The organism is Ensifer sp. MJa1 (assembly GCF_037026475.1).
Lineage (GTDB): Bacteria > Pseudomonadota > Alphaproteobacteria > Rhizobiales > Rhizobiaceae > Ensifer.
This window is the reverse complement of sequence record NZ_JAKUMO010000015.1, coordinates 61,300-84,153: the sequence shown is the minus strand read 5'-3', so window position 1 is coordinate 84,153 and position 22,854 is coordinate 61,300. Positions and strand designations below refer to the sequence as shown.

At 61.3% G+C, this 22,854-nt stretch carries 20 protein-coding genes; 14 read left to right on the top strand and 6 right to left on the bottom strand.

Translation table 11 applies throughout. The features are described 5' to 3' along the window. The first annotated feature begins 20 nt into the window (after window positions 1-20). The 4 genes from MKZ91_RS19885 to MKZ91_RS19870 are packed head-to-tail and all read left to right on the top strand — an operon-like array spanning window position 21 to window position 7,241. Window positions 21-3,245 carry a c-type cytochrome gene (locus tag MKZ91_RS19885; RefSeq protein WP_336172808.1) on the top strand — a complete coding sequence of 1,075 codons (3,225 nt, stop codon included), beginning with the start codon at window positions 21-23 and terminating at the stop codon, window positions 3,243-3,245. A 7-nt stretch (window positions 3,246-3,252) separates the two neighbouring features. After that, entirely contained in the window at window positions 3,253-4,158 is a 906-nt protein-coding gene (locus MKZ91_RS19880) for an OmpA family protein (protein ID WP_336172807.1), read from the top strand. Window positions 4,159-4,161: 3 nt separating this feature from the next. Continuing rightward, window positions 4,162-5,706, top strand: coding sequence for a caspase family protein (locus MKZ91_RS19875; RefSeq protein WP_336172806.1), 1,545 nt, complete (start codon window positions 4,162-4,164; stop codon window positions 5,704-5,706). A 56-nt stretch (window positions 5,707-5,762) separates the two neighbouring features. Continuing rightward, window positions 5,763-7,241: a caspase family protein gene (locus MKZ91_RS19870; protein WP_336172805.1), complete on the top strand. Its 1,479-nt coding sequence runs from the start codon at window positions 5,763-5,765 to the stop codon at window positions 7,239-7,241. Window positions 7,242-7,313: 72 nt separating this feature from the next. On the opposite strand, the gene MKZ91_RS19865 is transcribed toward MKZ91_RS19870, so the two are convergent. The 4 genes from MKZ91_RS19865 to MKZ91_RS19850 all read right to left on the bottom strand — a co-directional run bounded on the left by MKZ91_RS19865 (window position 7,314) and on the right by MKZ91_RS19850 (window position 11,582). Further along, complete coding sequence (locus MKZ91_RS19865) at window positions 7,314-8,090, bottom strand: amino acid ABC transporter ATP-binding protein (RefSeq protein WP_336172804.1); 777 nt, start codon at window positions 8,088-8,090, stop codon at window positions 7,314-7,316. An 18-nt stretch (window positions 8,091-8,108) separates the two neighbouring features. Next, entirely contained in the window at window positions 8,109-9,266 is a 1,158-nt protein-coding gene (locus tag MKZ91_RS19860; RefSeq protein WP_336172803.1) for an amino acid ABC transporter permease, read from the bottom strand. Window positions 9,267-9,270: 4 nt separating this feature from the next. Continuing rightward, a complete protein-coding gene (locus MKZ91_RS19855) occupies window positions 9,271-10,464 on the bottom strand; it encodes an amino acid ABC transporter permease (protein WP_336172802.1) in 1,194 nt (397 codons plus the stop codon). Window positions 10,465-10,556: 92 nt separating this feature from the next. Beyond that, complete coding sequence (locus tag MKZ91_RS19850; RefSeq protein WP_336172801.1) at window positions 10,557-11,582, bottom strand: amino acid ABC transporter substrate-binding protein; 1,026 nt, start codon at window positions 11,580-11,582, stop codon at window positions 10,557-10,559. Between the two features lie 340 nt (window positions 11,583-11,922). Here MKZ91_RS19850 and MKZ91_RS19845 point away from each other — a divergent pair, with 340 nt between their 5' ends. Beyond that, window positions 11,923-13,110 (top strand): cystathionine beta-lyase, encoded by a 1,188-nt coding sequence (locus MKZ91_RS19845; RefSeq protein ID WP_336172800.1) that lies wholly within the window; start codon window positions 11,923-11,925, stop codon window positions 13,108-13,110. 93 nt (window positions 13,111-13,203) lie between these two features. Here the strand turns inward: MKZ91_RS19845 and MKZ91_RS19840 are convergent, their stop codons facing one another. Next, complete coding sequence (locus tag MKZ91_RS19840; protein ID WP_336172799.1) at window positions 13,204-14,370, bottom strand: FAD-dependent monooxygenase; 1,167 nt, start codon at window positions 14,368-14,370, stop codon at window positions 13,204-13,206. A gap of 8 nt (window positions 14,371-14,378) precedes the next feature. Then, window positions 14,379-14,624, bottom strand: a complete 246-nt coding sequence (locus MKZ91_RS19835; protein ID WP_336172798.1) for a zinc-finger domain-containing protein — start codon at window positions 14,622-14,624, stop codon at window positions 14,379-14,381. A gap of 177 nt (window positions 14,625-14,801) precedes the next feature. On the opposite strand from MKZ91_RS19835, the gene MKZ91_RS19830 reads away from it, so the two are divergent. The 9 genes from MKZ91_RS19830 (at window position 14,802) to MKZ91_RS19790 (ending at window position 22,847) form a co-directional block, all read left to right on the top strand. Further along, entirely contained in the window at window positions 14,802-15,587 is a 786-nt protein-coding gene (locus tag MKZ91_RS19830) for an alpha/beta fold hydrolase (RefSeq protein ID WP_336172797.1), read from the top strand. Window positions 15,588-15,735: 148 nt separating this feature from the next. Next, complete coding sequence (gene cysE, locus MKZ91_RS19825; RefSeq protein ID WP_336172796.1) at window positions 15,736-16,563, top strand: serine O-acetyltransferase; 828 nt, start codon at window positions 15,736-15,738, stop codon at window positions 16,561-16,563. Between the two features lie 99 nt (window positions 16,564-16,662). Further along, window positions 16,663-16,866 (top strand): DUF3126 family protein, encoded by a 204-nt coding sequence (locus MKZ91_RS19820; protein ID WP_034796738.1) that lies wholly within the window; start codon window positions 16,663-16,665, stop codon window positions 16,864-16,866. A 276-nt stretch (window positions 16,867-17,142) separates the two neighbouring features. Next, a complete protein-coding gene (locus MKZ91_RS19815; RefSeq protein WP_336172795.1) occupies window positions 17,143-17,496 on the top strand; it encodes a phasin family protein in 354 nt (117 codons plus the stop codon). A 236-nt stretch (window positions 17,497-17,732) separates the two neighbouring features. Then, window positions 17,733-18,086: an ATP-dependent Clp protease adapter ClpS gene (gene clpS / locus MKZ91_RS19810; RefSeq protein ID WP_025426809.1), complete on the top strand. Its 354-nt coding sequence runs from the start codon at window positions 17,733-17,735 to the stop codon at window positions 18,084-18,086. 9 nt (window positions 18,087-18,095) lie between these two features. Beyond that, on the top strand, window positions 18,096-20,612 hold the full coding sequence (clpA, locus tag MKZ91_RS19805; protein ID WP_336172794.1) for an ATP-dependent Clp protease ATP-binding subunit ClpA: 2,517 nt from the start codon (window positions 18,096-18,098) through the stop codon (window positions 20,610-20,612). A gap of 84 nt (window positions 20,613-20,696) precedes the next feature. Continuing rightward, complete coding sequence (locus MKZ91_RS19800) at window positions 20,697-21,443, top strand: AzlC family ABC transporter permease (RefSeq protein ID WP_336172793.1); 747 nt, start codon at window positions 20,697-20,699, stop codon at window positions 21,441-21,443. After that, window positions 21,430-21,774, top strand: coding sequence for an AzlD domain-containing protein (locus tag MKZ91_RS19795; RefSeq protein WP_336172792.1), 345 nt, complete (start codon window positions 21,430-21,432; stop codon window positions 21,772-21,774). The genes MKZ91_RS19800 and MKZ91_RS19795 overlap by 14 nt, the downstream gene beginning before the upstream one ends. 56 nt (window positions 21,775-21,830) lie before the next feature. Further along, window positions 21,831-22,847: a phosphatase PAP2 family protein gene (locus MKZ91_RS19790; RefSeq protein ID WP_336172791.1), complete on the top strand. Its 1,017-nt coding sequence runs from the start codon at window positions 21,831-21,833 to the stop codon at window positions 22,845-22,847. Window positions 22,848-22,854: the final 7 nt, after the last annotated feature.

The following is a 22,854-nucleotide window of genomic DNA, read 5'->3' as shown; positions in this document are numbered from 1 at the left end:
TTTTTCAGGGAGAAGTCTTCATGCGTGGTCTGGGGAGAATCCGGGCAAACCTCTCGCCGAGAGCCGGCCTTGGCAAGAAATCCGCCATGCTTTGTTCGGCACTCCTGGCCACCTTGCTCTGTCCCTCCGGGGCCTTGGCGCGTGACGCCTTCGCCGACGATGCCTATGCGACCTACAAGGCGAATGCCGACAACGGCAAGTATCTGTTCGGTGCGGCAGGCTGCGGCGCCTGCCACGGTTCGGGCGACAACACGGATCTGCTGTCCGGTGGCATGGAGATGAACACGGCTATCGGCACGTTCTACGCACCAAACATTTCGCCGCACGCCAACGGCATCGGCGGCTGGAGCAACGCCCAGTTTCTGAATGCAGTGATGGTCGGCCTCGACCGTGAGGGTAACAATCTCTATCCAGTCATGCCCTACACATCCTACGGCGGCATGAAGCCGGAGGATGCGCTCGACATCAAGGCCTATATAGAAACCCTGCCGCAGTCGGATGCGACCTCCAAGGAACACGAGATCGCATTTCCCTTCAGCCGTCAGACGACGATCACGCTATGGAAGCGCAGCCACTTCACGGTGCCGGCCTACCAACCGCGCGAAGAGACGCAGGCCGAGCGCGGGCGCTATCTCGTCGAGAACATCGGTGGCTGTGGAGATTGCCACACGCCGCGCACCACCACCTACGGGCTGGATCTCGAACGGGCCTACCTTGGCGAAAAGGGACTGACCGGAGCCGTTGCGCCGGATATCGGCAAGGAGAAAATGGCGGGCCTGGCTTCGCCGGAGGTTTTCACCAAGGGGCTGATCGACGAGGCCAAGAAGCTGAGCGGTGCGCCGATCAGCGATCCGGTGATGAGGCAGATCGCCAAGGGCTTGAGTGTGCTGAGTGACGATGACCGCCGCGCCATCTACGCCTTCCTGTCTGATCGCGAGGTGAAGGCACCGGCACCGGTGGCCCAATCGGTAACGGCCGTATGCAAGGAAAACACCGCCACCGAAGCGCTGGGCGGCGACAACGCGGCGCTGGCGCAGCAGGCCGACGCCTTCATCGGCAAGTATTGCCGCAACTGCCATGGACCGGGCGAAAGCTCACAAGGAAGCTATCCTGCCGGCGACCTTGCATCGATCGCTGCCGATGCAAATTTCGTGGCACCCGGCGACGCGGCGAAATCGCGCCTCTATACCACCGTCATCAGCGGCCGCATGCCGCTCGGCAAGCGTCCGTCGGCGGACGAAATCAAGGTGCTGGAAGCCTGGATCAATTCTCTCAGCGAAAAGAGCCTGCCGCAAACGGCGGCGGCCAAGCCCGACCGTTCTCGCCCGATGCTGAGCTATGGCCAGTTTGTCGAAGCGGCTCTCAAGGACATCGACAAGGTCAACGAACTCGACCGTCCCTTCATGCGCTACTTCTCCTATCGCGACCAGTACAATGGCATGATGGGCTGCGAGGACGACCAGACCTTCATGACGCGCATGGATGTGCTGGCAGGCGGCTTCAAGAAACTGCTGAACTCGTTGTCCTATGGGCCGAAACTGGCCTTGCCATCCGAGGTGGACGGAACCAACGGGCTGCTCGTGCGTGTCGATCTGCGCGAATTGCAGTGGGAGGCCGCCGACTACGACTTCCTGATCAAGCGCTATTTCTATGGCGTCGACCCTGAGAGCGACGCGTCACTCGCCGCGCTTTCCAAGGCGACAGGCACGCAACTGCCGATCATGCGGATCGACTGGTTCATGAGTAACGGCGCGCGCCCGGAGATCTATAACCGCCTGATGAGGCTTCCGACCGAGATCAGCGAGCTCGAAACCCGTTTCAAGATCAACGTGGCGGATAACATTCGCCAAAGGAAGGTTCTGCGCGCCGGCTTCGCCGACGGCTCATCCGGCGTTTCCGACCATAACCGCATGCTGGAGCGGCACGATATGCCGTTCGGCGGCTATTACTGGAAGTCCTATGATTTCGGCGGCGACATCGGCAAGCAGGTGCTGAAGCGCTTCCCGCATGGGCCAAAGGAACTGGCGCCGCTCGATGCCGGGCTTGAGCCGTTCGAACACGACGGCGGCGAGATGATCTTCTCTCTGCCAAACGGCCTGCAGGGCTACTACCTGTCGACCGCAGAGGGCAAGCAACTTGATGTCGGGCCGACCACCATCGTGTCGTTCCGTGAGCGCCCGATCGGCAAGGGGGTGGAGATCGTCAATGCCCGGTCCTGCGTCGATTGCCATGCGGACGGCATCCTGTCGAAGCGCGATCAGTTGCGCGAGAGCATCGAGACCTCGACGCTGTTCAGCAAGGACCAGCAGGACGTGCTGCTCGCCATGTATGTGAAACAGGAAGAGCTGGACGAGACCTATCGCAAGGATCGCGAGCGTTTTGTCAGTGCGCTGCAGGCGTTGGGTGTCACCGAACCGACGCCCGACGGCGGGCTGCAGAGCAAGCACGCGCCGGGTGACGCCGAGATCATTACGTATTTTGCCGACAAGTATGAGGACGAGCTCGACTTCGATGCGCTGGCGGCGGAGTTCGACATGACGCCGCAACAATTCTCCGATGCGATCAAACGCGTGACGGATACCGATGTTCTGCGGCTCGGCCTCGACTGGGTGACGACGCTTGAAGCGGGCGGCACGATCCCGCGCAATGAGCTCGAGCAGCAATACGCGTTACTGCTGGAGCCGCTGGTGCGCCGCCGCCCGCTTGACACCGCGGGGATCGTCGTTGCCGGTGCCGAGCAACCAGCCGATGCGAAGCCGCAGTCGATTGCAGCAGCGGTGCCTGACTACCGCAAGGAGGAACCGGCTGGCGCCAACAAGCTCGAACTGGCGCTGAACGTGGCGTCGACAACCGCCAGGGTCGGCGACCAGCTTTCCTTCGAGCTCAGCGCCAATCAGGCGTGTGAGTTGCAGATCCTCTATGTCGAGGAGAACGGCAATGTCGAAGTCATCCCCGATGCGATGATCGGCAATACGACGCTGCAGCCGGGCGAGCGCCGCCAGATCCCGCAGCCGGGAACCGGGACGCTGACTTTTGATACGCCGGCGCCGGCCGAGACGATGCTGGCCTTCTGCCGCGTTGGCGGACTGGGTGATCAGAAGCTGACGGTCGAAAAGGCGCGCCAGTATGTGGCGAAGTCGAAGCAGCCGCCGACACGGGGCCTCGCAATCAATCTCGCCAAACAGGCGCAGGCCGATGCCGGCGCCAGCAGTGTTCAGATGGTAACCTTCGAGATCAGGAACTGATGGGCGAATGATGACACAACTGGTCAACGCATCTCTCTTCGCTGTGGCAATGCTCGGTCCCCTGGCCGCGCCCGCTATGGCGTGTGACGGGCTTCGCGCGGCATCCGAGGCGGTCAATCGCGGCGATGAAGCGGGTGCGCGCGCGGCCGCGAGTGCGGAGCAGACCAAGGATTGTTCGGCCGCGGAGATCGCGCTGACGCGGCGTGTGGCGGCACTTGCGACCTTCAATCGCGTGGCGACGGCGGTCGGCCAGGGCGCCCGGCTGGACAGATTCGAGCCCGAACTCGCCGCAGCAAGCAAAGACGCCGGCGGTCCTTGGCAGGTTCTTGATGCGCTCGGAGACATCAATCGCGAACGCAAGAACTACGAGACCGCCGCCACCTATTACCAGCAGGCGCTGGAAGACGCGGCAAACGAGGAACTGACGCCGGAATGGATGGCACCGGACAAGGATTACATTCTGCGGCTTGACCGGCTGGCGTCCGAGATGCGGCTCGCCGCGGCCAAGCCGGTTAAACTCGCCCTGCGCGGCGCCTGCAAGTTCTCCTATCGCGGCGTTTCGATCAGGAAGAAGGCGACGCCCGTGCGCTATGTTTTCGGCACCGCCGAGTTCACGCCGGAAGGTCTGCAGTCAGCCAAGGATCTTTTCGAGTGCCTGAAGTCGGCCAAGCCGCCGGCAATCACGCTGATCGGCCACACCGATCCGGTCGGCACCGCCGCCGCAAACATGGCGCTTTCGGTGGCGCGCGCCGAAGCGCTGGCGAAGTATCTGGTCGACGCCGGGTATCCCGGCACCTGGACGGTTGTTGGCAAGGGCGAGGAGGAGCCGTTCAAGCCCGACGATGCGAGCGCCTATGACGAGGAGATGCTTTACCAGCTCGACAGACGGGTGGAAGTGGATGTGGAGAAGTAGACGGTGCTGCGCAGGATCCTGATCTCGACCGTTCTGTCCATTCTGCCCGCAACAACCGGCATGGCGGCGACGTCGGCGCTGGTCGTAGGCGTCGACATCTATCCGCATGAGGTCAGCCTCGACGGCGCTGTCAAGGACGCCGAGGATGTCGCGCGGGCGTTGAAGGTCGCGGATGTCGGCACGATCCGCCAGTTCATCAATGAGCAGGCGACGAAAGACGCGATCCGCTCCGCCTGGGTCGAGCTCGTCGCCAGCGCCAGCCGCGGTGATACGATCATCTTCACCTATGCCGGCCACGGGGCGCAGATGCCGGAACTGGTGGCCGGCAGCGAAGAAGACGGCCTCGACGAGTTTCTCGAACTACCGGGCTTCGACCGGAGCCGGGCCGAGGAGACGGCAAAGGAAATCATCGTCGACAATGAGCTGAACGCCTGGTTCGCTGAGGCGGAGACCAAGGGCGTCCAGGTGCTTTTTGTTTCCGACAGCTGCTTTTCTGGGGGAATGAACCGCTCCGTCTCCGGCAAGACGCGGCTCGCACCCGTCGTGCGGGCAAAGGTGCCACCGCCATCGGAACAGGCAGTCGCCGGTGCTACAGCCAAGGAGACGGATCTCTCTCAGGTGACGATCCTCGCTGCCTCGCTTGAGAGCCAGCCGACGCCGGAGGTGGTGATCGGTGGGGAACCGCGCGGCGCCTTGAGCTGGAGTTTCGCGCGCGCGCTCGAAGGTGCCGCGGACCGCGACGGTGACGGCCAGATTTCCCGGATCGAGCTTGAGGATTACGTCTTCTCCAACGTCAAGCTCCAGTCGGAAGCGCTGCAGGTGCCAAACTTTACGCCGCAGGTTCCGCGCTCCGACAAGGAGATCGTGCTGTCGCTACCGCGAAGTGCCACCATCACCGGTACCGCACCGACGGACGGCGCGCGGGCGCTGAAGCCCGCACGTAACATGGGGTGGACTGGCAAGCTTGCGCTCAACGTCTCCGGAAAGGCGCCCGCACTCGATAATCTGGCCACGCAGGGAGTGCCCTATCGCTGGGACGCCGCAACAGGGACGTTCTACACGCCAAATGGTGACGTCGCCGGCGAACATGTTGCTCCCGACATGGTCCAGGGCGTCGTCGACAAGTTCATCCTGGTCGACTTTCTGAAGACCATGGTGGCCCAGAGCCCGGGCAAAGTGTCGTTGAGCCCCACCAAGGACATCTATTCAGCAGGCGACCGACTGAGTTTCGAGGCGTCGCAAGGCGGCTACGCCAATATGCTGGTCTTCAATCTGGCAAATACCGGCGAGGTTCAGCTACTCGACGTGCAGATCACCGGCACGGGAAGCCATGTTTTCAAGCTTCGCGACCTGGAGGTGGTGAGGCCTTTCGGTGCGGACCATCTGGTCGTCATCTGCACCAACGCGCCGATCGACGCCGTTGCTGCGGCCTTCTCCGCCCCAGGGCTCGATGCCAGATCGCTGCTGCGGGCGCTTGAAACGAGGCTGGAGGGCAGCGACAGCACGGTTGCAATCCAGCCGCTCTATACGCGGGACCTTGGCCAATGATCGCGTGTCTTTGCAAGGCGCGGCGTGCTTTCGCCGTGTCGGTTTTCACAGTTGCTATGGCACTGCCTGCACTTGCGGCCGATCGCGCGCTGCTGATCGGCGTCGGTACCTATCAAAACTTGCCGCCGAAATTCACCCTCCATGGCCCGAAGAACGATCTCGTGGCGATGCAGGAAATGCTGACGGGCAAGCTCGGTTTCGATCCGTCCTCGATCCGTGTTCTCAAGGACGAGCAGGCCAATCGTGAGGCAATCCTGGCGGCAATCGACACCTGGCTCGTCGAAGGCACGAAACCGGGCGATCGGGTTTATCTCTATTACTCCGGCCACGGCCTGCAGGTGCAGGACCAAGACGGCGACGAAGAGGACGGCATGGATGAGGCCCTGGCGCCGGTCGACATCGTTGCCGGCGATACCGATTGGCAAGGGGCGGTCCTCGATGACGAAATCGACCAGCGCCTGGAGCGCCTCAAGGGGCGGGCGGTCACCCTGGTGATCGATGCCTGTCATTCAGGCACCATCTCCCGTTCGCTCTCCGAAGACGTCGCGGCCGGCATCGACGGTGCGCGCTTTCTGCCGCGCCCGAACGCCAGGCCCGTCGAGCAGGCGTTGACCCGCGGGCTCAGGATCGACCTTGCCGTAGTCGACAAACCCAAGCTCGTCAGTGAAGTGGGCGTTACCGCCTGGAGCGCCTCCGCCCCCTACCAGGTGGCCTGGGAAGACGTCCGGCTCCCGGTCGAGGAGCGCCACGGCGTCTTCACTGCCGCCTTCGTGGCCGGCCAAAGTGGCGCGGCGGCCGATGCCAACGGCAATGGCCTGACGAGCAACGCCGAGCTCTTCGAATTCGTGAAGGCGCAATCGGCCGGCTACTGCGCATCTCAGAAAAAATGCGGCAGCCTCGATCCGCAATTGGAGACGAAGGCTCAGAACCTCGGCGCCAGTGCTACGGCGCCGGATAAGGCCGATGCCACGAGCGAAGGGCAGGGTGGTGGCACCCAGCAGGCCTCGAGCCAGAACGAGAGCGGTCCGGCCTATGGGGACGCGAATGCGATCGCTGCTTTGAGCGACATTATCGGCAAGACTGAGGCTGGTGACGTCGGCATCAGCATCGACCGGCCGTCGATGACGATGAAGGCCGGCGACGTCTTCAAGGTCACCGTGAACAGCCGGACCGGCGGCAACTTGCTGCTGTTCGACATTAACGCTCAAGGCAAAGCCATACAGATCTTCCCGAACGAATTCGCGCAAAAGACCACACCGCTTGCCGCAGATGTGCCGCTGACCCTGCCGGACGAATATTACGGCTTCGAATTCGAGGCATCGGGTGAGGGCGAAAACGTGTTCGTCGCGCTGGTCGTCGCTGACCCCGTCGACTTGTCTGACGTCGCTCCGAAGACTCGGGGATTGAAGGTCGAACTCAATGCGCGTGAAACCTTGAGCGAAATCGTCGCGCGGCTGCAAAAGACCTGGACCGATGATCTCGACCGGCGCGGTATCCGCTGGTCCGTCGGCACGCTCAGCTATCGCGTCGAGTAGCTGCAGATCGTTCAACGAAACGAAAAAGCCCGCCTCATCGAGGCGGACTTTTCTTTGAGAGAATGACAGATCCTAGTGCAGGATCTGGCTGAGGAAGAGCTTGGTGCGCTCATGCTGCGGGTTGTCGAAGAACTCGGCCGGCGAGTTCTGTTCGACGATCTGGCCCTGGTCCATGAAGATCACCCGGTTGGCGACCTGGCGCGCGAAGCCCATTTCGTGGGTCACGCACAGCATGGTCATGCCTTCTTCGGCGAGCGACACCATGGTGTCGAGCACTTCCTTGACCATTTCCGGGTCGAGCGCCGAGGTCGGCTCATCGAACAAGAGGATCTTCGGCTTCATGCACAGCGAGCGGGCGATCGCCACGCGCTGCTGCTGACCGCCAGAAAGCTGGCCCGGGTATTTGTTTGCCTGTTCCGGGATCTTGACGCGCTTCAGGAAGTGCATCGCGATCTCTTCGGCCTGCTTCTTCGGCATCTTGCGGACCCAGATCGGTGCAAGCGTGCAGTTTTCGAGGATCGTCAGGTGCGGGAAGAGGTTGAAGTGCTGGAAGACCATGCCGACTTCGCGGCGCACTTCGTCGATCTTCTTGAGGTCGTTGGTGAGCTCGATGCCGTCGACGACGATCTTGCCCTTCTGGTGCTCTTCAAGGCGGTTGATACAGCGGATCATCGTCGACTTGCCGGAGCCCGACGGGCCGGCAATGACGATGCGCTCGCCGCGCATGACCTTCAGGTTGATGTCACGAAGGACGTGGAAGTCCCCGTACCACTTGTTCATTCCTGTGATTTCGACCGCAACGTCCGTTGCAGATACGGTCATTTTGGAAGCAGTGGCCGTGTTTGCCATGCGATTCCTCCCCTCTTTTTATCGTTTATGGGCCGTGTCGAGCACGCGTTCCATGAAGCCTGAATAGCGCGACATACCAAAGCAGAAAAGCCAGAATATGAAGCCAGCGAAAATAAGGCCCGAGATCGGCGTGACCGAAGAGGCCCAGTTGGCGTCGGTAAAGTTGAAGCGGACGATGCCGAGCAGGTCGAACATACCGATGATCGACACCAGCGAGGTATCCTTGAAGAGACCGATGAAGGTGTTGACGATGCCCGGGATCACCAGCTTCAGCGCCTGCGGCAGCACGATGAGGCCCATCTTCTGCCAGAAGCTGAGGCCGAGCGAATCCGCCCCTTCATACTGCCCCTTCGGAATGGCCTGGAGACCACCGCGCACCACTTCGGCCATGTAGGCCGAGGCAAACAGCGACACGCCGATCAGGGCGCGCAGGAACTTGTCGAAGGTGACGCCCTGCGGCAGGAACAAAGGCAGCATGACGCTGGCCATGAACAAAACGGTGATCAGCGGGATGCCGCGGACCAGTTCGATGAAGGCGGTGCACAGCATCCTGATCACAGGCATGTGTGATCGTCTGCCAAGCGCCAGCAGAATGCCGAGCGGCAGGGATACGGCGATGCCGACGAACGAAAGGATGAGCGTCACCATCAGGCCGCCCCAAAGCGGCGTTTCGACGAAGGTCAGCCCGAACCAGCCGCCCGGAAGCAGGATGAACGAGAGGATCGGCAGCACGGCGAAAAGCAGGATGGCGTTGAGACCCTTGTACGGTGCCTTCGGGATCAGCATCGGCACAAGGAAAAGAATGAAGAGGATACCGACCAAGGTCGGCCTCCACCGCTCTTCCAGTGGATAGCGTCCGTAGACGAACTGATCGAGTTTTGCGTTGACGAATGCCCAGCACGCGCCACTCCAGCCTTCCGGCTGCGAGCCGCCTTGCGCAACGGTGGCGCAAACACCGCGACCGCCGCCGGTCCAGGCGGCATCGATGAACAGCCATTGGATGGCTGGCGGTAGGAACCAAGCCAGCGCAAGCAGGCTGATGATGGTGAGCACTGTATCCTTCGGCGTTGCGAAGAGATTTGTGCGCAGCCAGTGGAGGACGCCACCTTCTGCTGCCGGGGGAGCAGAACCCTCGATCATCGAGGTGCGGACAAACGTTGCCTGGTGTGTGCTCATCGTCTTATCTCTCCACCAGGGCCATGCGGGCATTGAACCAGTTCATGAACAGCGATGTCGCGAGGCTGAGCGACAGGTAGACGATGATCCAGATCGTCACGATTTCGATCGACTGGCCGGTCTGGTTGAGGATGGTGCCGCCGACGGCTACAAGATCGGCGTAACCGATGGCGACTGCGAGCGACGAGTTCTTGGTCAGGTTCAGATACTGGCTGGTGAGCGGCGGAATGATGATCCGCAGCGCCTGCGGAACCACGACAAGGCGCGTCGTCAGGCCCGGACGGATGCCGAGTGCGTGCGCTGCTTCGGTCTGTCCCTTGGACACGCCGCGAATGCCGGCGCGCACGATCTCGGCGATGAAGGCGGCGGTGTAGAAGGAGAGCGCCAGGAACAACGACAGGAATTCCGGCCCGATGACCGAGCCGCCGGTAAGGTTGAACTTGCCGGCAACGGGAACGTCGAAGGTGATCGGCGAACCCGAGGCGAAGAAGGTCAGGAGCGGCAGGCCGATGATGAGACCGAGAACCGTCCACAAGAGCGGGAAGCGCTGTCCGGTGGCTTCCTGCTTCTTACGTGCGTAGCGTGCCAGGAGGATGCTCGCGACGATCGCAATGACGAACGCAAACAGCGTGTACTGCGAGCCATCGCCAAAGATCGGCTTTGGGAAGGCGAGGCCACGGTTGTTGAGGAACATGTTGAGCGGCAGCGCTGCCGATTCGCGCGGCTGCGGCAGGATCGCGAGAACGCCGCTGTACCAGAAGAAGATGACGAGCAGCGGCGGAATGTTGCGGAAGATCTCGACATAGGCGAGCGACAGCTTGGCGATCAGCCAATTGTGCGACAGCCGGCCGATACCGACGGCAAAGCCGATAATGGTCGCGGTGACGATGCCGCAAACGGCGACGAGCAGCGTGTTGAGCAGGCCGACGATGAGTGCGCGCTGATAGGTCGAATCGCTGGTATAAGCGATGAGCGACTGCCCGACGTCGAAACCGGCTCGTCCGCTCAGGAAGTCGTAGCCAGAGGCGATGTTCGCCCGCTTGAGGTTCTCGATCGTATTGGCGGCGACCCAATAAACGAAGGCCGCGAGTACGATGACAGTGATAACCTGGTAAAAGACCGCCCGCACTTGCGGGTCGTTGATGAACGACCCTGACGGTTTCGGTTTCTCAGGCGTAGTTGTGACGCCAATCGCCATGCAATGCCTCTTTCCCCTTTTCACCCTTTTGGGTGTTTTTATCGTTGGGATGGGGAAGCGGTGACCCGCTTCCCCGGTCTTGAAATGATCGCTTAGCGGACCGGCGGTGCGTACTGGATGCCGCCCTTGTTCCACAGCGCGTTGAGGCCGCGCTCGATCTTGAGCGGGCTGCCGGCGCCGATGTTGCGGTCGAAGACTTCGCCGTAGTTGCCGACGGCCTTGATCACGTTCACGGCCCATTCGTTGGTGAGGCCGAGGTCGGTGCCGATCTTGGTGTCAGCTTCGACGCCGAGGAAGCGCTGGACGTCCGGGTTGGTGGACTTCTTCATTTCTTCGACGTTGGCCTGGGTGATGCCGAACTCTTCACCCTGGATCAGCGCGTAGTGAACCCAGCTGACGATATCGAACCACTGGTCGTCGCCCTGGCGAACGGCCGGGCCAAGCGGCTCCTTCGAGATGATTTCCGGCAGGATCATGTGATCGTCCGGCTTCGACAGCGTCAGACGCAGCGAGTAGAGGCCCGACTGGTCGGTCGTGTAGACGTCGCAACGGCCGGCATCATAGGCAGCGTTGACTTCTTCGAGCTTTTCGAAGACGACCGGATTGTACTGCAGGTTGTTCGACTTGAAGTAGTCGGCAAGGTTGAGTTCGGTGGTGGTGCCGGTCTGCACGCAGACGGCAGCGCCCGAAAGCTCCAGCGCCGATTTGACGTTCAGGCCCTTGCGAACCATGAAGCCCTGGCCGTCATAGTAGTTGACCGGGCGGAAGTTGAAACCGAGCGCGGTGTCGCGGTTGATCGTCCAGGTGGTGTTACGGGCAAGCACGTCGACTTCGCCGGACTGAAGCGCCGGGAAGCGTTCCTTGGCCGAGGTGGGCGTGTACTTCACCTTGCTGCCATCCGCGAAGATCGCGGCGGCGATCGCCTTGCAGTAGTCAACGTCGAAACCGCTCCAGTTGCCCGACGCATCCGGCGCGGCAAAGCCGGCAAGACCGGTGTTCACGCCGCACTGGACAAAGCCCTTCGCCTTGACGTCATCAAGAGTAGCGCCGGAAGCCGCCTGTGTGCCAATCCCCATGACAGCAGCGCCAACAAGAGCTGTCAAAATTCTTCTTGCCATTTTTAGAACCTTTTTCTGTTGTCGTTAGTTCCCGTCTGCACCGGTGCGCATCCTGGCGCGTGCAGCCTCCGCCACCCTCCTGGCGCGAGTGCCGGCTATCTCATGCTCAAATTCCATGAGGGTCAAGAGAGGCCGCCAATTTTCTGGTTTTGCATGTGAAAAACTCGAAGCAAGCCAGAAAGTTAGGCAGTTTTTGACGGCAACGGGCAGGCGCTGGGCGAAAAATCGCCAGAAGTGTGTTGTTGCCGGTCAAAACAGCGCTCCGTGATTTTTGCCACTTGACCGCAGTTGTGCCTCGTTCGAAGAGTTCCGCTTTCGAATTTTGAAAGCGGAACATGCAATGGCAGACAGCGGCAATGTGAACGGCAAGGCGGGCATCAACACACGGCTCGCCCACAGCGGCAACAATCCCTCCGATTACTTCGGCTTCGTCAACCCCCCGGTGGTACATGCATCCACCGTGCTGTTCCCGAACGCCAAGACGATGGAGACGCGGGCGCAGAAATACACCTACGGCACCCGCGGAACGCCGACCACGGATGCGCTTTGCGATGCGATCAACGAGCTCGAAGGCTCCGCCGGAACGATCCTTGTGTCCTCGGGACTTGCCGCCGTCACGGTGCCGTTCCTCACCTATCTTTCGTCGGGCGACCACGCGCTGATCGTCGATTCGGTCTATTTCCCGACCCGCCACTTCTGCGACACGATGCTGAAGCGCCTTGGCGTTACCGTCGAATACTACGATCCGATGATCGGTGCTGCGATCGAAAGCCTGATCCGTCCGAACACGCGTCTGGTTCACACCGAGGCGCCGGGTTCGAACACGTTCGAGATGCAGGATATCCGCGCCATCGCCGATGTCGCCCATCGTCACGGTTGCGTCGTGACCATGGACAATACCTGGGCGACGCCCGTCTATTTCAAGCCGCTCGATCATGGCGTGGACGTATCGATCCATGCGGCCACCAAATATCCGTCCGGCCATTCGGACATACTTCTTGGCACCGTGTCTGCCAACGCCGCCCACTGGCCGGCGCTGACCGAGGCGATGGTGACTCTCGGCATCTGCGTCTCGCCGGATGACAGCTACCAGATCTTGCGTGGCCTCAGAACCATGGGCATCCGTCTCGAACGCCACCAGGAAAGCGCGCTCGCTCTGGCGCAATGGCTGGAAGGACGCGACGAGGTCGCGCGCGTCCTGCATCCGGCGCTGCCGAGCTTCCCGGGTCACGAACTCTGGAAACGCGATTTTACCGGTGCGAGCGGCATCTTCTCCTTCGTCCTGAAGGCAGAGCCCGATCGCTTCAAGGCCAAGGCGCATGCCTTCCTCGACGCGCTGAAGCTCTTCGGCCTCGGTTACTCCTGGGGCGGCTTTGAAAGCCTCGCGCTGCACGTGGGCTTGGGAGACCGCAAGGTTGCGGTGGCGCCGACGGAAGGACCGGTCATCCGCTTGCAGATCGGCCTCGAGGATGTGCCGGATATCCGTCGCGACATCGAAGCGGGATTGGCGGCGGCAAACGCCGCCTGATGCGAGGGGGCGCCGCGGCTAACAGGCGGCGCCTCGCCCTCCCGCCCCGTTGATCCGCCTGCCGATGATCGTGCCGCAACGGGCGGCGGTATGCTAACGGCCCGGTGCGCCGTGGCCGTAGAGCCAATCGAGGTCGGCGGCGAGCGCCTCGGGCCCCTTCAGTTTCAAGACGATGTCGCGGCCGATCCGAACAGGGCCGCGGGCATGGTAGGCGAAATGATTGAAGGCTGCCCGGCGGCGGACGCGGGCAATGCGCGGCCTGCGGATCGCTTCGTAGGTCTTCAATGCATCCGGGACGCTGATGCCGTTCGACAGGCACTCTGAAAGCGCGAATGCGTCCTCGATTGCCATCGCGGCCCCTTGCGCGGCAAAGGGCGTCATCGCGTGTGCCGCATCACCGATCAGGGCGATCTTTTTCCCGTCCTGCCAGGCCCCGTCATCAACCGTGCAGAGCGGCCAGTAGGTGGGAGATGCTGCCTTCTCGATCAGCGCGCGAATGCCGGCGTTCCAGCCGGCAAATGCCGTTTGGCAGTCTTGACGTCGCTCCTCGGAGTCCTTGCCGACCCAGACACTGTCGGTCTGGCTGCCTTCGATGATGGCGACGAGATTGAAGCCGGAAACTTCACGCAAGGGGTAGGCAACCAGATGTGCGCGCGGGCCAAGGAACGCGGTGACCTGATCGGGTTTGAAAAGGCCCACCGCCAGGCTGTTGTCAACCGTCATGCGCCAGGCGACATTGCCGGAGAACTGCACACGGCCGGCGCCAGGCACATTGTTGCGCAGGTGTGACCAGATGCCGTCGGCGCCAACGATAATATCGGGTTCGCTGCCCGTCACTTCCGCAATCGTCCGCTCTGCGTCCACCTCGATAGAGTATCCAAGGTGGAGATGGCAGCGCGGTTCGTTGGCCACTGCCGAAAGCAGAACCTTCTGGAGGCTCGCACGATGCAGGACGGCATAGGGCGCCTGCCAGCGGCGGCGCGCGAACGCGCCGGCCGGAACGCTGGCGAGCGGGCGCAGGGACTGGCCGTCCGAAAGCCCGATGCGCTCGGGTTCGTTCCAGACCTTTTCAAGGTCTGCGAGCAGGCCAAGCTCGATCAGGATGCGTGAGGCGTTCGGCGACAACTGCAGGCCGGCGCCGACTTCGGTCAGCGCGGTCGCTCTTTCGATGATGTCGACTTTGAAGCCGCGCCGGGCGAGGCACAGGGCGCCGGTGAGGCCGCCAATGCCGGCGCCGATGATCGCGACGGGGCGCGACATGCGCTAGATCAGGCGGCCTTGTGGGCGAAAAGGCAGCCGGCCGGATTGGTTTCGGTTGCCGTCAGCTTCGGATTGTAGCGATAGAGCGTGGAGCAGTACGAGCAGACCTTTTCGTTGTCGTCGCCCATGTCGATGAAGATGTGCGGGTGATCGTACGGTACGGACGCGCCGGTGCACATGAATTCCTTGACGCCGATTTCGATTGCCTGGTGTCCGCCATCATTCTGGAAATGCGGGATGCTGTGGCCGGCCATGTCATGCTCCGATGAATGCAAGTCTTGAGAGTTCAAATTTGCCGGCACCATAGTGAGCTTTGCTGCAAAAGTGTAGCGGCAAACACGCCGCAGCTGTGGTTTTTACCGGCGCGGGGTTTCACTCGCGAAACTGACGAACTAGGTTGCGCCGGATCGACATGCCCAAGGACGATAAAGATGGATCTCAATCCGCCGCCGTTTTCCCGTTTCACCCATGAGGGCCAGGAAATTGCCTTCTTCGATGAGGGTGACCCGTCCGGCGCTCCCATCCTACTCATTCACGGCTTTGCCTCGAGCGCCAACGTCAACTGGGTCTTTCCGGGTTGGTTGAAGACGCTGGGCGATGCGGGATATCGCGTGATTGCGCTCGACAATCGTGGCCACGGCAAGAGCAGCAAGCCCTACGATCCTGAGCTTTATCATCCGCAACAGATGGCGGGCGATGCGGCAGCACTCCTCAGGCATCTCGGTATCCCCGAAGCGCATGTGATGGGGTATTCGATGGGCGCCCGCATCTCGGCGTTCCTGGCGCTTGCGCATCCTGATCGGGTGCGCTCGCTGATCTTCGGCGGCCTCGGCATCGGCATGGTGACGGGGGTAGGGGACTGGGATCCGATTGCCGACGCCCTGGTGTCACCGTCGCTCGAGGTCGTGACCCACGCACGCGGCCGCATGTTCCGCGCCTTCGCCGACCAGACCAAGAGCGACCGGCAAGCGCTCGCCGCCTGTATTTCGACATCCCGCGACCTGCTGACGCCCGAAGACATGGCGCGCGTCGACGTGCCGACTTTGATCGGCGTCGGCACGGCCGACGATATCGCGGGCTCGCCGCAGGAACTGGCGGCGTTGATGCCGCATGCGCGCGCGCTCGACATTCCGGGCAGGGACCATATGCTCGCCGTCGGCGACCGGGTCTTCAAGAAGGCGGTGCTCGAGTTCCTGGAGGAAGTGGGGCGCGGCTAAAAGGTACGTGTCGACCGGCCGCGGCAAGCCACGTGCGCTTGCCCACCGAGGTGCGGTGCGACCGAAGGTGGAACTCTGGCCGGACCATTTAAGTCGCGCCGGATTTCACCTATAGTAACGGTGAGGACGCACAGGAAGGAGAGCGACGATGGTCGCCAAGACCGAACTTCGCCAGACGGAAGCCTTGAAGGTGATGGACCCGATCTGGAACAGCCTGCGTGAGGAAGCCCGCGTGGCGGCCGAGCAGGACCCGATGCTCGCAGCCTTCCTCTATTCGACGGTAGTCAACCAGCATTCCCTCGAAGAAAGCGTGATCTATCGCATCTGCGAGCGGCTCGATCACCCCGATCTCCAGGCGAACCTGCTGCGGCAGACCTTTGCCGAGATGCTGGAGGACTGGCCGGAATGGGGCGCCATCCTGCGCGTCGACATTCAGGCCGTCTATGACCGGGACCCGGCCTGCACGCGCTTCATCGAGCCGGTGCTCTACTTCAAGGGCTTCCACGCGATCCAGACGCATCGCCTGGCCCACTGGCTGCTGAAGCGCGGCCGCAAGGACTTTGCCTTCTACCTGCAGAGCCGGGCATCGAGCGTGTTCCAGACGGACATCAACCCGGCCGCCCGTATCGGGCGCGGCCTCTTCCTTGATCACGCCACCGGCCTTGTCGTCGGCGAGACGGCCGTGATCGGAGACAATGTTTCGATCCTGCACGGCGTGACGCTGGGTGGCACGGGCAAGGAAGGCAGCGATCGCCACCCGAAGATCGCCGACGGCGTTCTGATCGGCGCCGGCGCCAAGATCCTTGGCAACATCCACATCGGCCACTGCTCGCGCATTGCTGCAGGCTCGGTCGTCCTGAAGCCTGTGCCACCGAAGACGACCGTTGCTGGCGTGCCGGCAAAGGTGGTCGGCGAAGCCGGTTGCTCCGAGCCGTCGCGACAGATGGACCAGATCCTGAGCAGCTTCGATATCTGAACGAAAGGGAACCCGTGTGTTGCCGCTTTCGAGGGGTTTACACCCGCCGATGCAGCATGCGAGAAGCGCGGCACAGACAAACGGCTACGGAGACGTATTTTGAAGCCCGAAGAAATCCGCAAGCTTGAAGCCTATTTCAAGCGCACCTTCAATCAGCAGATGGTCGTCAAGGCGCGCCCGAAGAAGGACGAGTCCGCTGAAGTCTATCTCGGTGACGAGTTCCTCGGTGTCGTCTTCCGCGATGAGGAAGATGGCGAGCTTTCCTACAACTTCTCCATGGCGATCCTCGACATCGACCTCTAAGTCGCAGTTCGACGGTTGAAGTAAAGAACCCCGAAAATCCCCATGATTTTCGGGGTTTATTATTTGAGTGAAACATTGGTGTGGCTCAGGGCAATTGCTCAGGATCTTCATCTTCTGGCTGCGGGAGGTCGCGGAAGAAAATTTGCTCCAGGCGCCGTTTCTTCATCAAGCTGTTGCATCTGTTGTATTTTATTGCATCGCACACTCGTCTTGACTTTTTGTGCAGTGCACATAAACTGAAGCCTCTAGATCAGGCCGTCACTAAGGAGACACCCGATGTTCAACCTCGATGATGCAAACAAGAAGAGCAAAGAAGCCATTGATGTGGCTGTGAAGAGCTATTCCGCCTGGACCAAGGGTCTCCAGGCCATTGCGACCGAAGCCGCCGACTTTTCCAAGAAGTCCTTCGAAGAAGGCGTCGCCCACGTAGAGAAGCTGACGAGCGCAAAGAGCATCGAGGCTGCTTTCGAACTGCAGACCAACTACGTCAAGTCGAGCTACGAAGGCTTCGTCGCCGAGGCTACGAAGATCGGCGAAATGTATGCCGATCTCGCCAAGGACGCCTACAAGCCCTACGAAGCGCCGGTTGCCAAGGCAACCGCTGCGGTCAAGGCCGCCGCTGCCGCCTAATCGGCAGGCACATCGTTTCTAAAGGGCCGGTCGCAGCACTTGCGACCGGCCCTTTTTGTTTTTTGCATTTGCTGTGCGCAGGCCAAAGAAAGTTGATCAATCTTTCCCGCCATCGTGCGATTATGATTGCAGTGCGTTGGTTCGGTCTTAAAATCTGAAAACGAGCCATTAGATAAAGGGCAAGCACGCAGCGCCCGAGTTGGATGGAAGCGCTGCGGTACAAGGAACTGACAAGAATGATCGCCATGCCGGTCCGGATGCAGCAAGGTAGCGACGACGAGGGAGGTGGCAGCAACCGCAGCACTTCCGTCATCACCCGCACCAAGCCGAAGACCAAAAAGCCGAGTTTGTATCGTGTTCTGCTTTTGAATGACGATTACACGCCGATGGAGTTTGTCATCCATATCCTGGAGCGCTTCTTCCAGAAGAACCCGGAAGAGGCGACCCGCATCATGCTCCACGTCCATAATCATGGCGTGGGCGAATGCGGCGTCTTTACCTACGAAGTCGCCGAAACAAAGGTGACGCAGGTGATGGATTTTGCCCGCCAACATCAGCATCCGTTGCAATGCGTCATGGAAAAGAAATGAGGAACTAACGTGCCAACATTTTCGCCCAGTCTCGAAAAGGCGCTGCACCAGGCACTCACTTTTGCCAACGAGCGCCACCACGAATACGCTACGCTCGAGCATCTGCTTCTGGCATTGATCGATGATGCCGACGCGGCGGCCGTGATGGGCGCGTGCAACGTCAATCTAGAGACGCTGCGCAAAACGGTAACGGACTATGTCGACAACGAACTGTCGAATCTGGTGACCGGCTACGATGAAGATTCCAAGCCGACCGCAGGCTTCCAGCGCGTCATCCAGCGCGCCGTGATCCACGTCCAGTCGTCTGGCCGCGAGGAAGTCACCGGCGCCAATGTGCTGGTGGCGATCTTCGCCGAGCGTGAAAGCCACGCGGCTTACTTCCTGCAAGAGCAGGAGATGACACGCTACGACGCGGTGAACTTCATTTCGCACGGTATCGGCAAGCGTCCGGGCACCTCCGAATCGCGACCCGTTCGCGGCGCGGACGATCACGAGTCCGAGCAGAAGCCGTCGCGCGAGAACGAGGAAAGCAGCGCCAAGAAGCAGCAGGATGCGCTCACGGCCTATTGCGTCAATCTCAACGAGAAGGCGAAGTCCGGCAAGATCGACCCGCTGATCGGCCGTCACGCTGAAGTGAACCGCACCATTCAGGTGCTGTGCCGCCGCTCGAAGAACAATCCGCTCTATGTCGGCGATCCCGGCGTCGGCAAGACGGCGATTGCCGAGGGCCTTGCCAAGCGCATCATCGAAAAGAAGGTGCCCGAAGCACTGCAGGACGCGACGATCTTTTCGCTGGACATGGGCACGCTTCTCGCCGGAACGCGCTACCGCGGCGATTTCGAAGAGCGCCTGAAGCAGGTGGTCAAGGAGCTCGAGGATTATCCGGGCGCCGTGCTCTTCATCGACGAGATCCATACGGTCATCGGCGCTGGTGCGACTTCGGGCGGCGCAATGGACGCGTCAAACCTGCTGAAGCCGGCGTTGTCTTCCGGATCGATCCGCTGCATCGGCTCGACCACCTACAAGGAATATCGCCAGTTCTTCGAAAAGGACCGGGCACTCGTCCGGCGCTTCCAGAAGATCGACGTCAACGAGCCAACGATCGCCGACGCGATCGAGATCATGAAGGGCCTGAAGCCTTACTTCGAGGAGTATCATCACCTGAAGTACTCGAACGAGGCGATCAAGGCCGCGGTCGAGCTTTCGGCCCGCTACATCAATGATCGCAAGCTGCCGGACAAGGCGATCGACGTGATCGACGAATCTGGTGCAGCACAGATGCTGCTGCCGGCCGGAAAGCGCCGCAAGCTGATCACCGAGAAGGAAATCGAGGCGACGATCGCGACGATGGCGCGCATCCCGCCGAAGACCGTTTCCAAGGACGACGAGGCGGTGCTCGCCAACCTCGAGAAGGAACTGCGCTCGGTCGTCTATGGTCAGGACCTCGCAATCGAGGCGCTCGCGTCTTCAATCAAGCTGGCGCGTGCCGGCCTGCGCGAACCGAACAAGCCGATTGGCTGCTACGTCTTCTCCGGCCCGACCGGCGTCGGCAAGACGGAAGTCGCCAAGCAGCTTGCCACCTCGCTCGGCGTCGAGCTGTTGCGCTTCGACATGTCGGAATACATGGAGCGGCACACGGTTTCGCGTCTGCTCGGTGCACCTCCCGGCTATGTCGGCTTCGACCAGGGCGGCCTCCTGACCGATGGCGTCGACCAGCATCCGCACTGCGTGCTTTTGCTCGACGAAATCGAGAAGGCCCATCCGGACCTGTTCAACATCTTGCTGCAGGTCATGGACCACGGTTCGCTGACCGACCACAACGGCAAGAAGATCGACTTCCGAAACGTCATCCTGATCATGACGACCAATGCCGGCGCATCGGAAATGGCACGGGCCGCCATCGGCTTTGGCTCCTCCAAGCGCACCGGCGAAGATGAAGAGGCGCTGAACCGCCTGTTCACGCCGGAATTCCGCAACCGTCTGGACGCGGTCATTCCCTTTGCTTCGCTGCCGACCCCGGTCATCCACCAGGTGGTGCAGAAGTTCGTCATGCAGTTGGAAACCCAGCTCGCCGAGCGCAACGTCACCTTCGACCTCGCGTCCGAGGCGATCGCCTGGCTCGCCGAGAAGGGCTACGACGAGAAGATGGGTGCACGGCCGCTCGCCCGCGTCATCCAGGAAAACATCAAGAAGCCGCTCGCCGATGAGATTCTCTTCGGCAAGCTGAAGAAGGGTGGCGTCGTCAAGGTGACGATCGGCACAAAGGCTGACGGCACCAAGGGGCTGCTCCTCGATGCGGTTCCTGAGACGACGCCGATCAGGCCGAAGGCCGAGGTTTCCCGCCCGGCCATGAAGAGCGCCAAGCCGCGAAAGGCCGAAGAAAAGGAAGAGGTGGGGGCCGAGCCTGCACCGAAGTCGAAGCCAAAGAAGGCGGTTGCCAAGGCGTCGTCCGACGACGAGGGCAAGGCCGGCGACACGGCCCCGAGGAAGGGCCGTACGGTGCCGAAGGTGCCGCGCAAGAAGTAGGCTGCTGCCAGCGATGTTCGACAGTGCCGGGTGCAACGCACCCGGCACTGTTTTTTCTGAATAGTGAACAATCCGGATCAGCCGATGGACAGTGAAGACGACAGGCATTCCACGCTCGCCTGGTTCGGGAAGGGCATGCGCGGCATCTTCAGCTTGCCGGCCTTTATCCTGATGCTGTCTTTCGTCGGCTTCTGCTCACTGACGGCGCAGGCCGGGATCCCCGTGCAGCAGGTCGTGTTCATGGTCGGCATGGTCTGGGCGCTTCCGGCCAAGGTTATCCTCGTCAGCTCGATGATGAGCGGCGCCGGGCTTGCAACCGCCTTCCTTGCCGTGTCGCTGTCGTCGGTGCGGTTGATGCCGATGGTTGCGGCACTCATTCCGGAATTGCGCGGATCAAGGACACCGACCTGGCTGTTGCTTTTCCTATCGCATTTCGTTGCTATCACGGCCTGGGTCTTTGCCATGGAGAAGGTGCCGCAGGTTCCGCGCGACCGGCGCGTCGCCTTCTTCGCCGGCTTCGGCATCACGCTGGTGGCGGCAAACATGCTCCTGGTCGCCGTCGTCTACCACTTCGTTGCCGACTTCCCCCCGATCGTCGCCGGTTGCCTCTTCTTCCTGACGCCCGTCTACTTCCTGGCCTCGATCTGGCACTCAGCCCGTCATCCCGTCGTCTACATCGCGCTCCTGTTCGGTCTTGCCGGCGGACCGCTTTTCTATTGGCTGCTGCCGGAGTTCGACATCCTGCTCGCGGGGCTTGGCGGCGGCACGCTCGCCTGGCTGGTCGAGCGCCTCTGGCGAGGCCGCAAGGAGGGCGCTCATGACCTGGCATGACGGCTGGTGGGCCTACGCCTTCATCGCGATTGCCGGGTGGCTCGCAACCGACATCTGGCGCTGGCTGGGCGTCATAGCCGGCAACAGGCTTCGCGATGATTCCGAAGCGTTGAACTGGGTGAGGGCGGTCGCAACGGCGCTGGTCGCCGCGGTCATTGCAAAGCTTATCCTCTATCCCACGGGCGTGCTCGAACAGTCACCGCTCTGGTTACGACTGGGCTCGGTCGCACTCGGCACAGTTTCCTTCTTCTTGTTGGGTCGAAGGCCTGCGATCGGCATTGCGACCGCAATCGCGACCCTTGCGATGGGATTGTGGCTTCTCGATTTTTAGTTGCGCTTAGCTGAATCTTAAGCCGCTGGCGTTAAGACAGGTGAAGGACGGTGGTCTTGCTGCAGGTTTATGCGTGCTGCGCTGGTCCGCTTGAACGCAACGGGTCTGACGTCAAGGAACTTGTCATGCGCTTCCTGCCTGCGGAAACGGCCGTATTGGGCACGATTGCCGCCTTGGGTGCCATCGATATTGTCTTGATTGGAATCAATGGCATCGATGTCGATGTGCCGGGATACTCGCTGGTGATTCTGGTCGGGTTGGCCCTCTTGGCAGGGGGGCAATTTTATCGTTACGTCCGGAAGGAGGAGCCGATCGCCTCGGCGGCCATCGCAGCGGGCTCCTTCGTGCTCTTCTCGATCGTTGGATCCGCCTTCAACTATATGTTCTTGCCGATCCGCTTCGCCCCAATCGATCCACTCCTCATGCAGGTCGATGCAATGCTGGGATATCACTGGCCAGCGTTCGTTGGCTGGGCGGCCGAGTCTCCTTGGATCGGGACCTCATTGTATTTTATTTACTTCACGTCACTGCCGCAGTTGCTTGGCCTCATATTGTTTCTCGGGTTTTCGGGACGAACTGATACACTGCATCGCTTCCTCCTGACCGGCGTTCTGGGGGCGCTTCTTTCGATCGGATTCTGGATTTTCTTCCCGACCTTTGGGGCCAAGGCGTATGATGCGTTGCCGGCATCCGTGCTGAGCGCCATTCCGCTCGCTGTCGACCCTGCCTACGGTGCCGAACTCGTTCGTCTCGGTCGTGAAGGCGTTTTGTATCTGAGCCCGAAGAACATCCTGGGCTTGATAGGTTTTCCCTCGTTTCACATCGTCATGGCCTGTATGTCGGTCTATTTTGCCATGCAGACGCGCTTTTTGTTTCCGATCTTTGCAGTCCTCAATGCCTTGATGCTGCCCGCCGTGCTGGTACAAGGCGGCCATCATCTCACCGACATCTTCGGAGGCATGGCAGCATTCGCTATCGCCCTTGGATGTGCGAATGCTGGCATGCGGATACTGTCCGCCCCCCAGTCGCAAACGACCCCGATCGGTACTCGAGAGGCTCAGGTAAATACTTGAGGTGTGA

What these genes read in the sequence shown, in the direction of transcription:
- MKZ91_RS19850 (WP_336172801.1), bottom strand. Translation starts at nt 11,582, where the DNA reads ATGGCAAGAAGAATTTTGACAGCTCTTGTTGGCGCTGCTGTCATGGGG.
- MKZ91_RS19800 (WP_336172793.1), top strand. Translation starts at nt 20,697, where the DNA reads ATGGACAGTGAAGACGACAGGCATTCCACGCTCGCCTGGTTCGGGAAG.
- MKZ91_RS19795 (WP_336172792.1), top strand. Translation starts at nt 21,430, where the DNA reads ATGACCTGGCATGACGGCTGGTGGGCCTACGCCTTCATCGCGATTGCC.
- cysE (WP_336172796.1), top strand. Translation starts at nt 15,736, where the DNA reads ATGGTCGCCAAGACCGAACTTCGCCAGACGGAAGCCTTGAAGGTGATG.
- MKZ91_RS19855 (WP_336172802.1), bottom strand. Translation starts at nt 10,464, where the DNA reads ATGGCGATTGGCGTCACAACTACGCCTGAGAAACCGAAACCGTCAGGG.
- MKZ91_RS19860 (WP_336172803.1), bottom strand. Translation starts at nt 9,266, where the DNA reads ATGAGCACACACCAGGCAACGTTTGTCCGCACCTCGATGATCGAGGGT.
- MKZ91_RS19880 (WP_336172807.1), top strand. Translation starts at nt 3,253, where the DNA reads ATGATGACACAACTGGTCAACGCATCTCTCTTCGCTGTGGCAATGCTC.
- MKZ91_RS19835 (WP_336172798.1), bottom strand. Translation starts at nt 14,624, where the DNA reads ATGGCCGGCCACAGCATCCCGCATTTCCAGAATGATGGCGGACACCAG.
- MKZ91_RS19865 (WP_336172804.1), bottom strand. Translation starts at nt 8,090, where the DNA reads ATGGCAAACACGGCCACTGCTTCCAAAATGACCGTATCTGCAACGGAC.
- MKZ91_RS19885 (WP_336172808.1), top strand. Translation starts at nt 21, where the DNA reads ATGCGTGGTCTGGGGAGAATCCGGGCAAACCTCTCGCCGAGAGCCGGC.
- MKZ91_RS19830 (WP_336172797.1), top strand. Translation starts at nt 14,802, where the DNA reads ATGGATCTCAATCCGCCGCCGTTTTCCCGTTTCACCCATGAGGGCCAG.
- MKZ91_RS19870 (WP_336172805.1), top strand. Translation starts at nt 5,763, where the DNA reads ATGGCACTGCCTGCACTTGCGGCCGATCGCGCGCTGCTGATCGGCGTC.
- clpS (WP_025426809.1), top strand. Translation starts at nt 17,733, where the DNA reads ATGATCGCCATGCCGGTCCGGATGCAGCAAGGTAGCGACGACGAGGGA.
- MKZ91_RS19815 (WP_336172795.1), top strand. Translation starts at nt 17,143, where the DNA reads ATGTTCAACCTCGATGATGCAAACAAGAAGAGCAAAGAAGCCATTGAT.
- MKZ91_RS19845 (WP_336172800.1), top strand. Translation starts at nt 11,923, where the DNA reads ATGGCAGACAGCGGCAATGTGAACGGCAAGGCGGGCATCAACACACGG.
- MKZ91_RS19840 (WP_336172799.1), bottom strand. Translation starts at nt 14,370, where the DNA reads ATGTCGCGCCCCGTCGCGATCATCGGCGCCGGCATTGGCGGCCTCACC.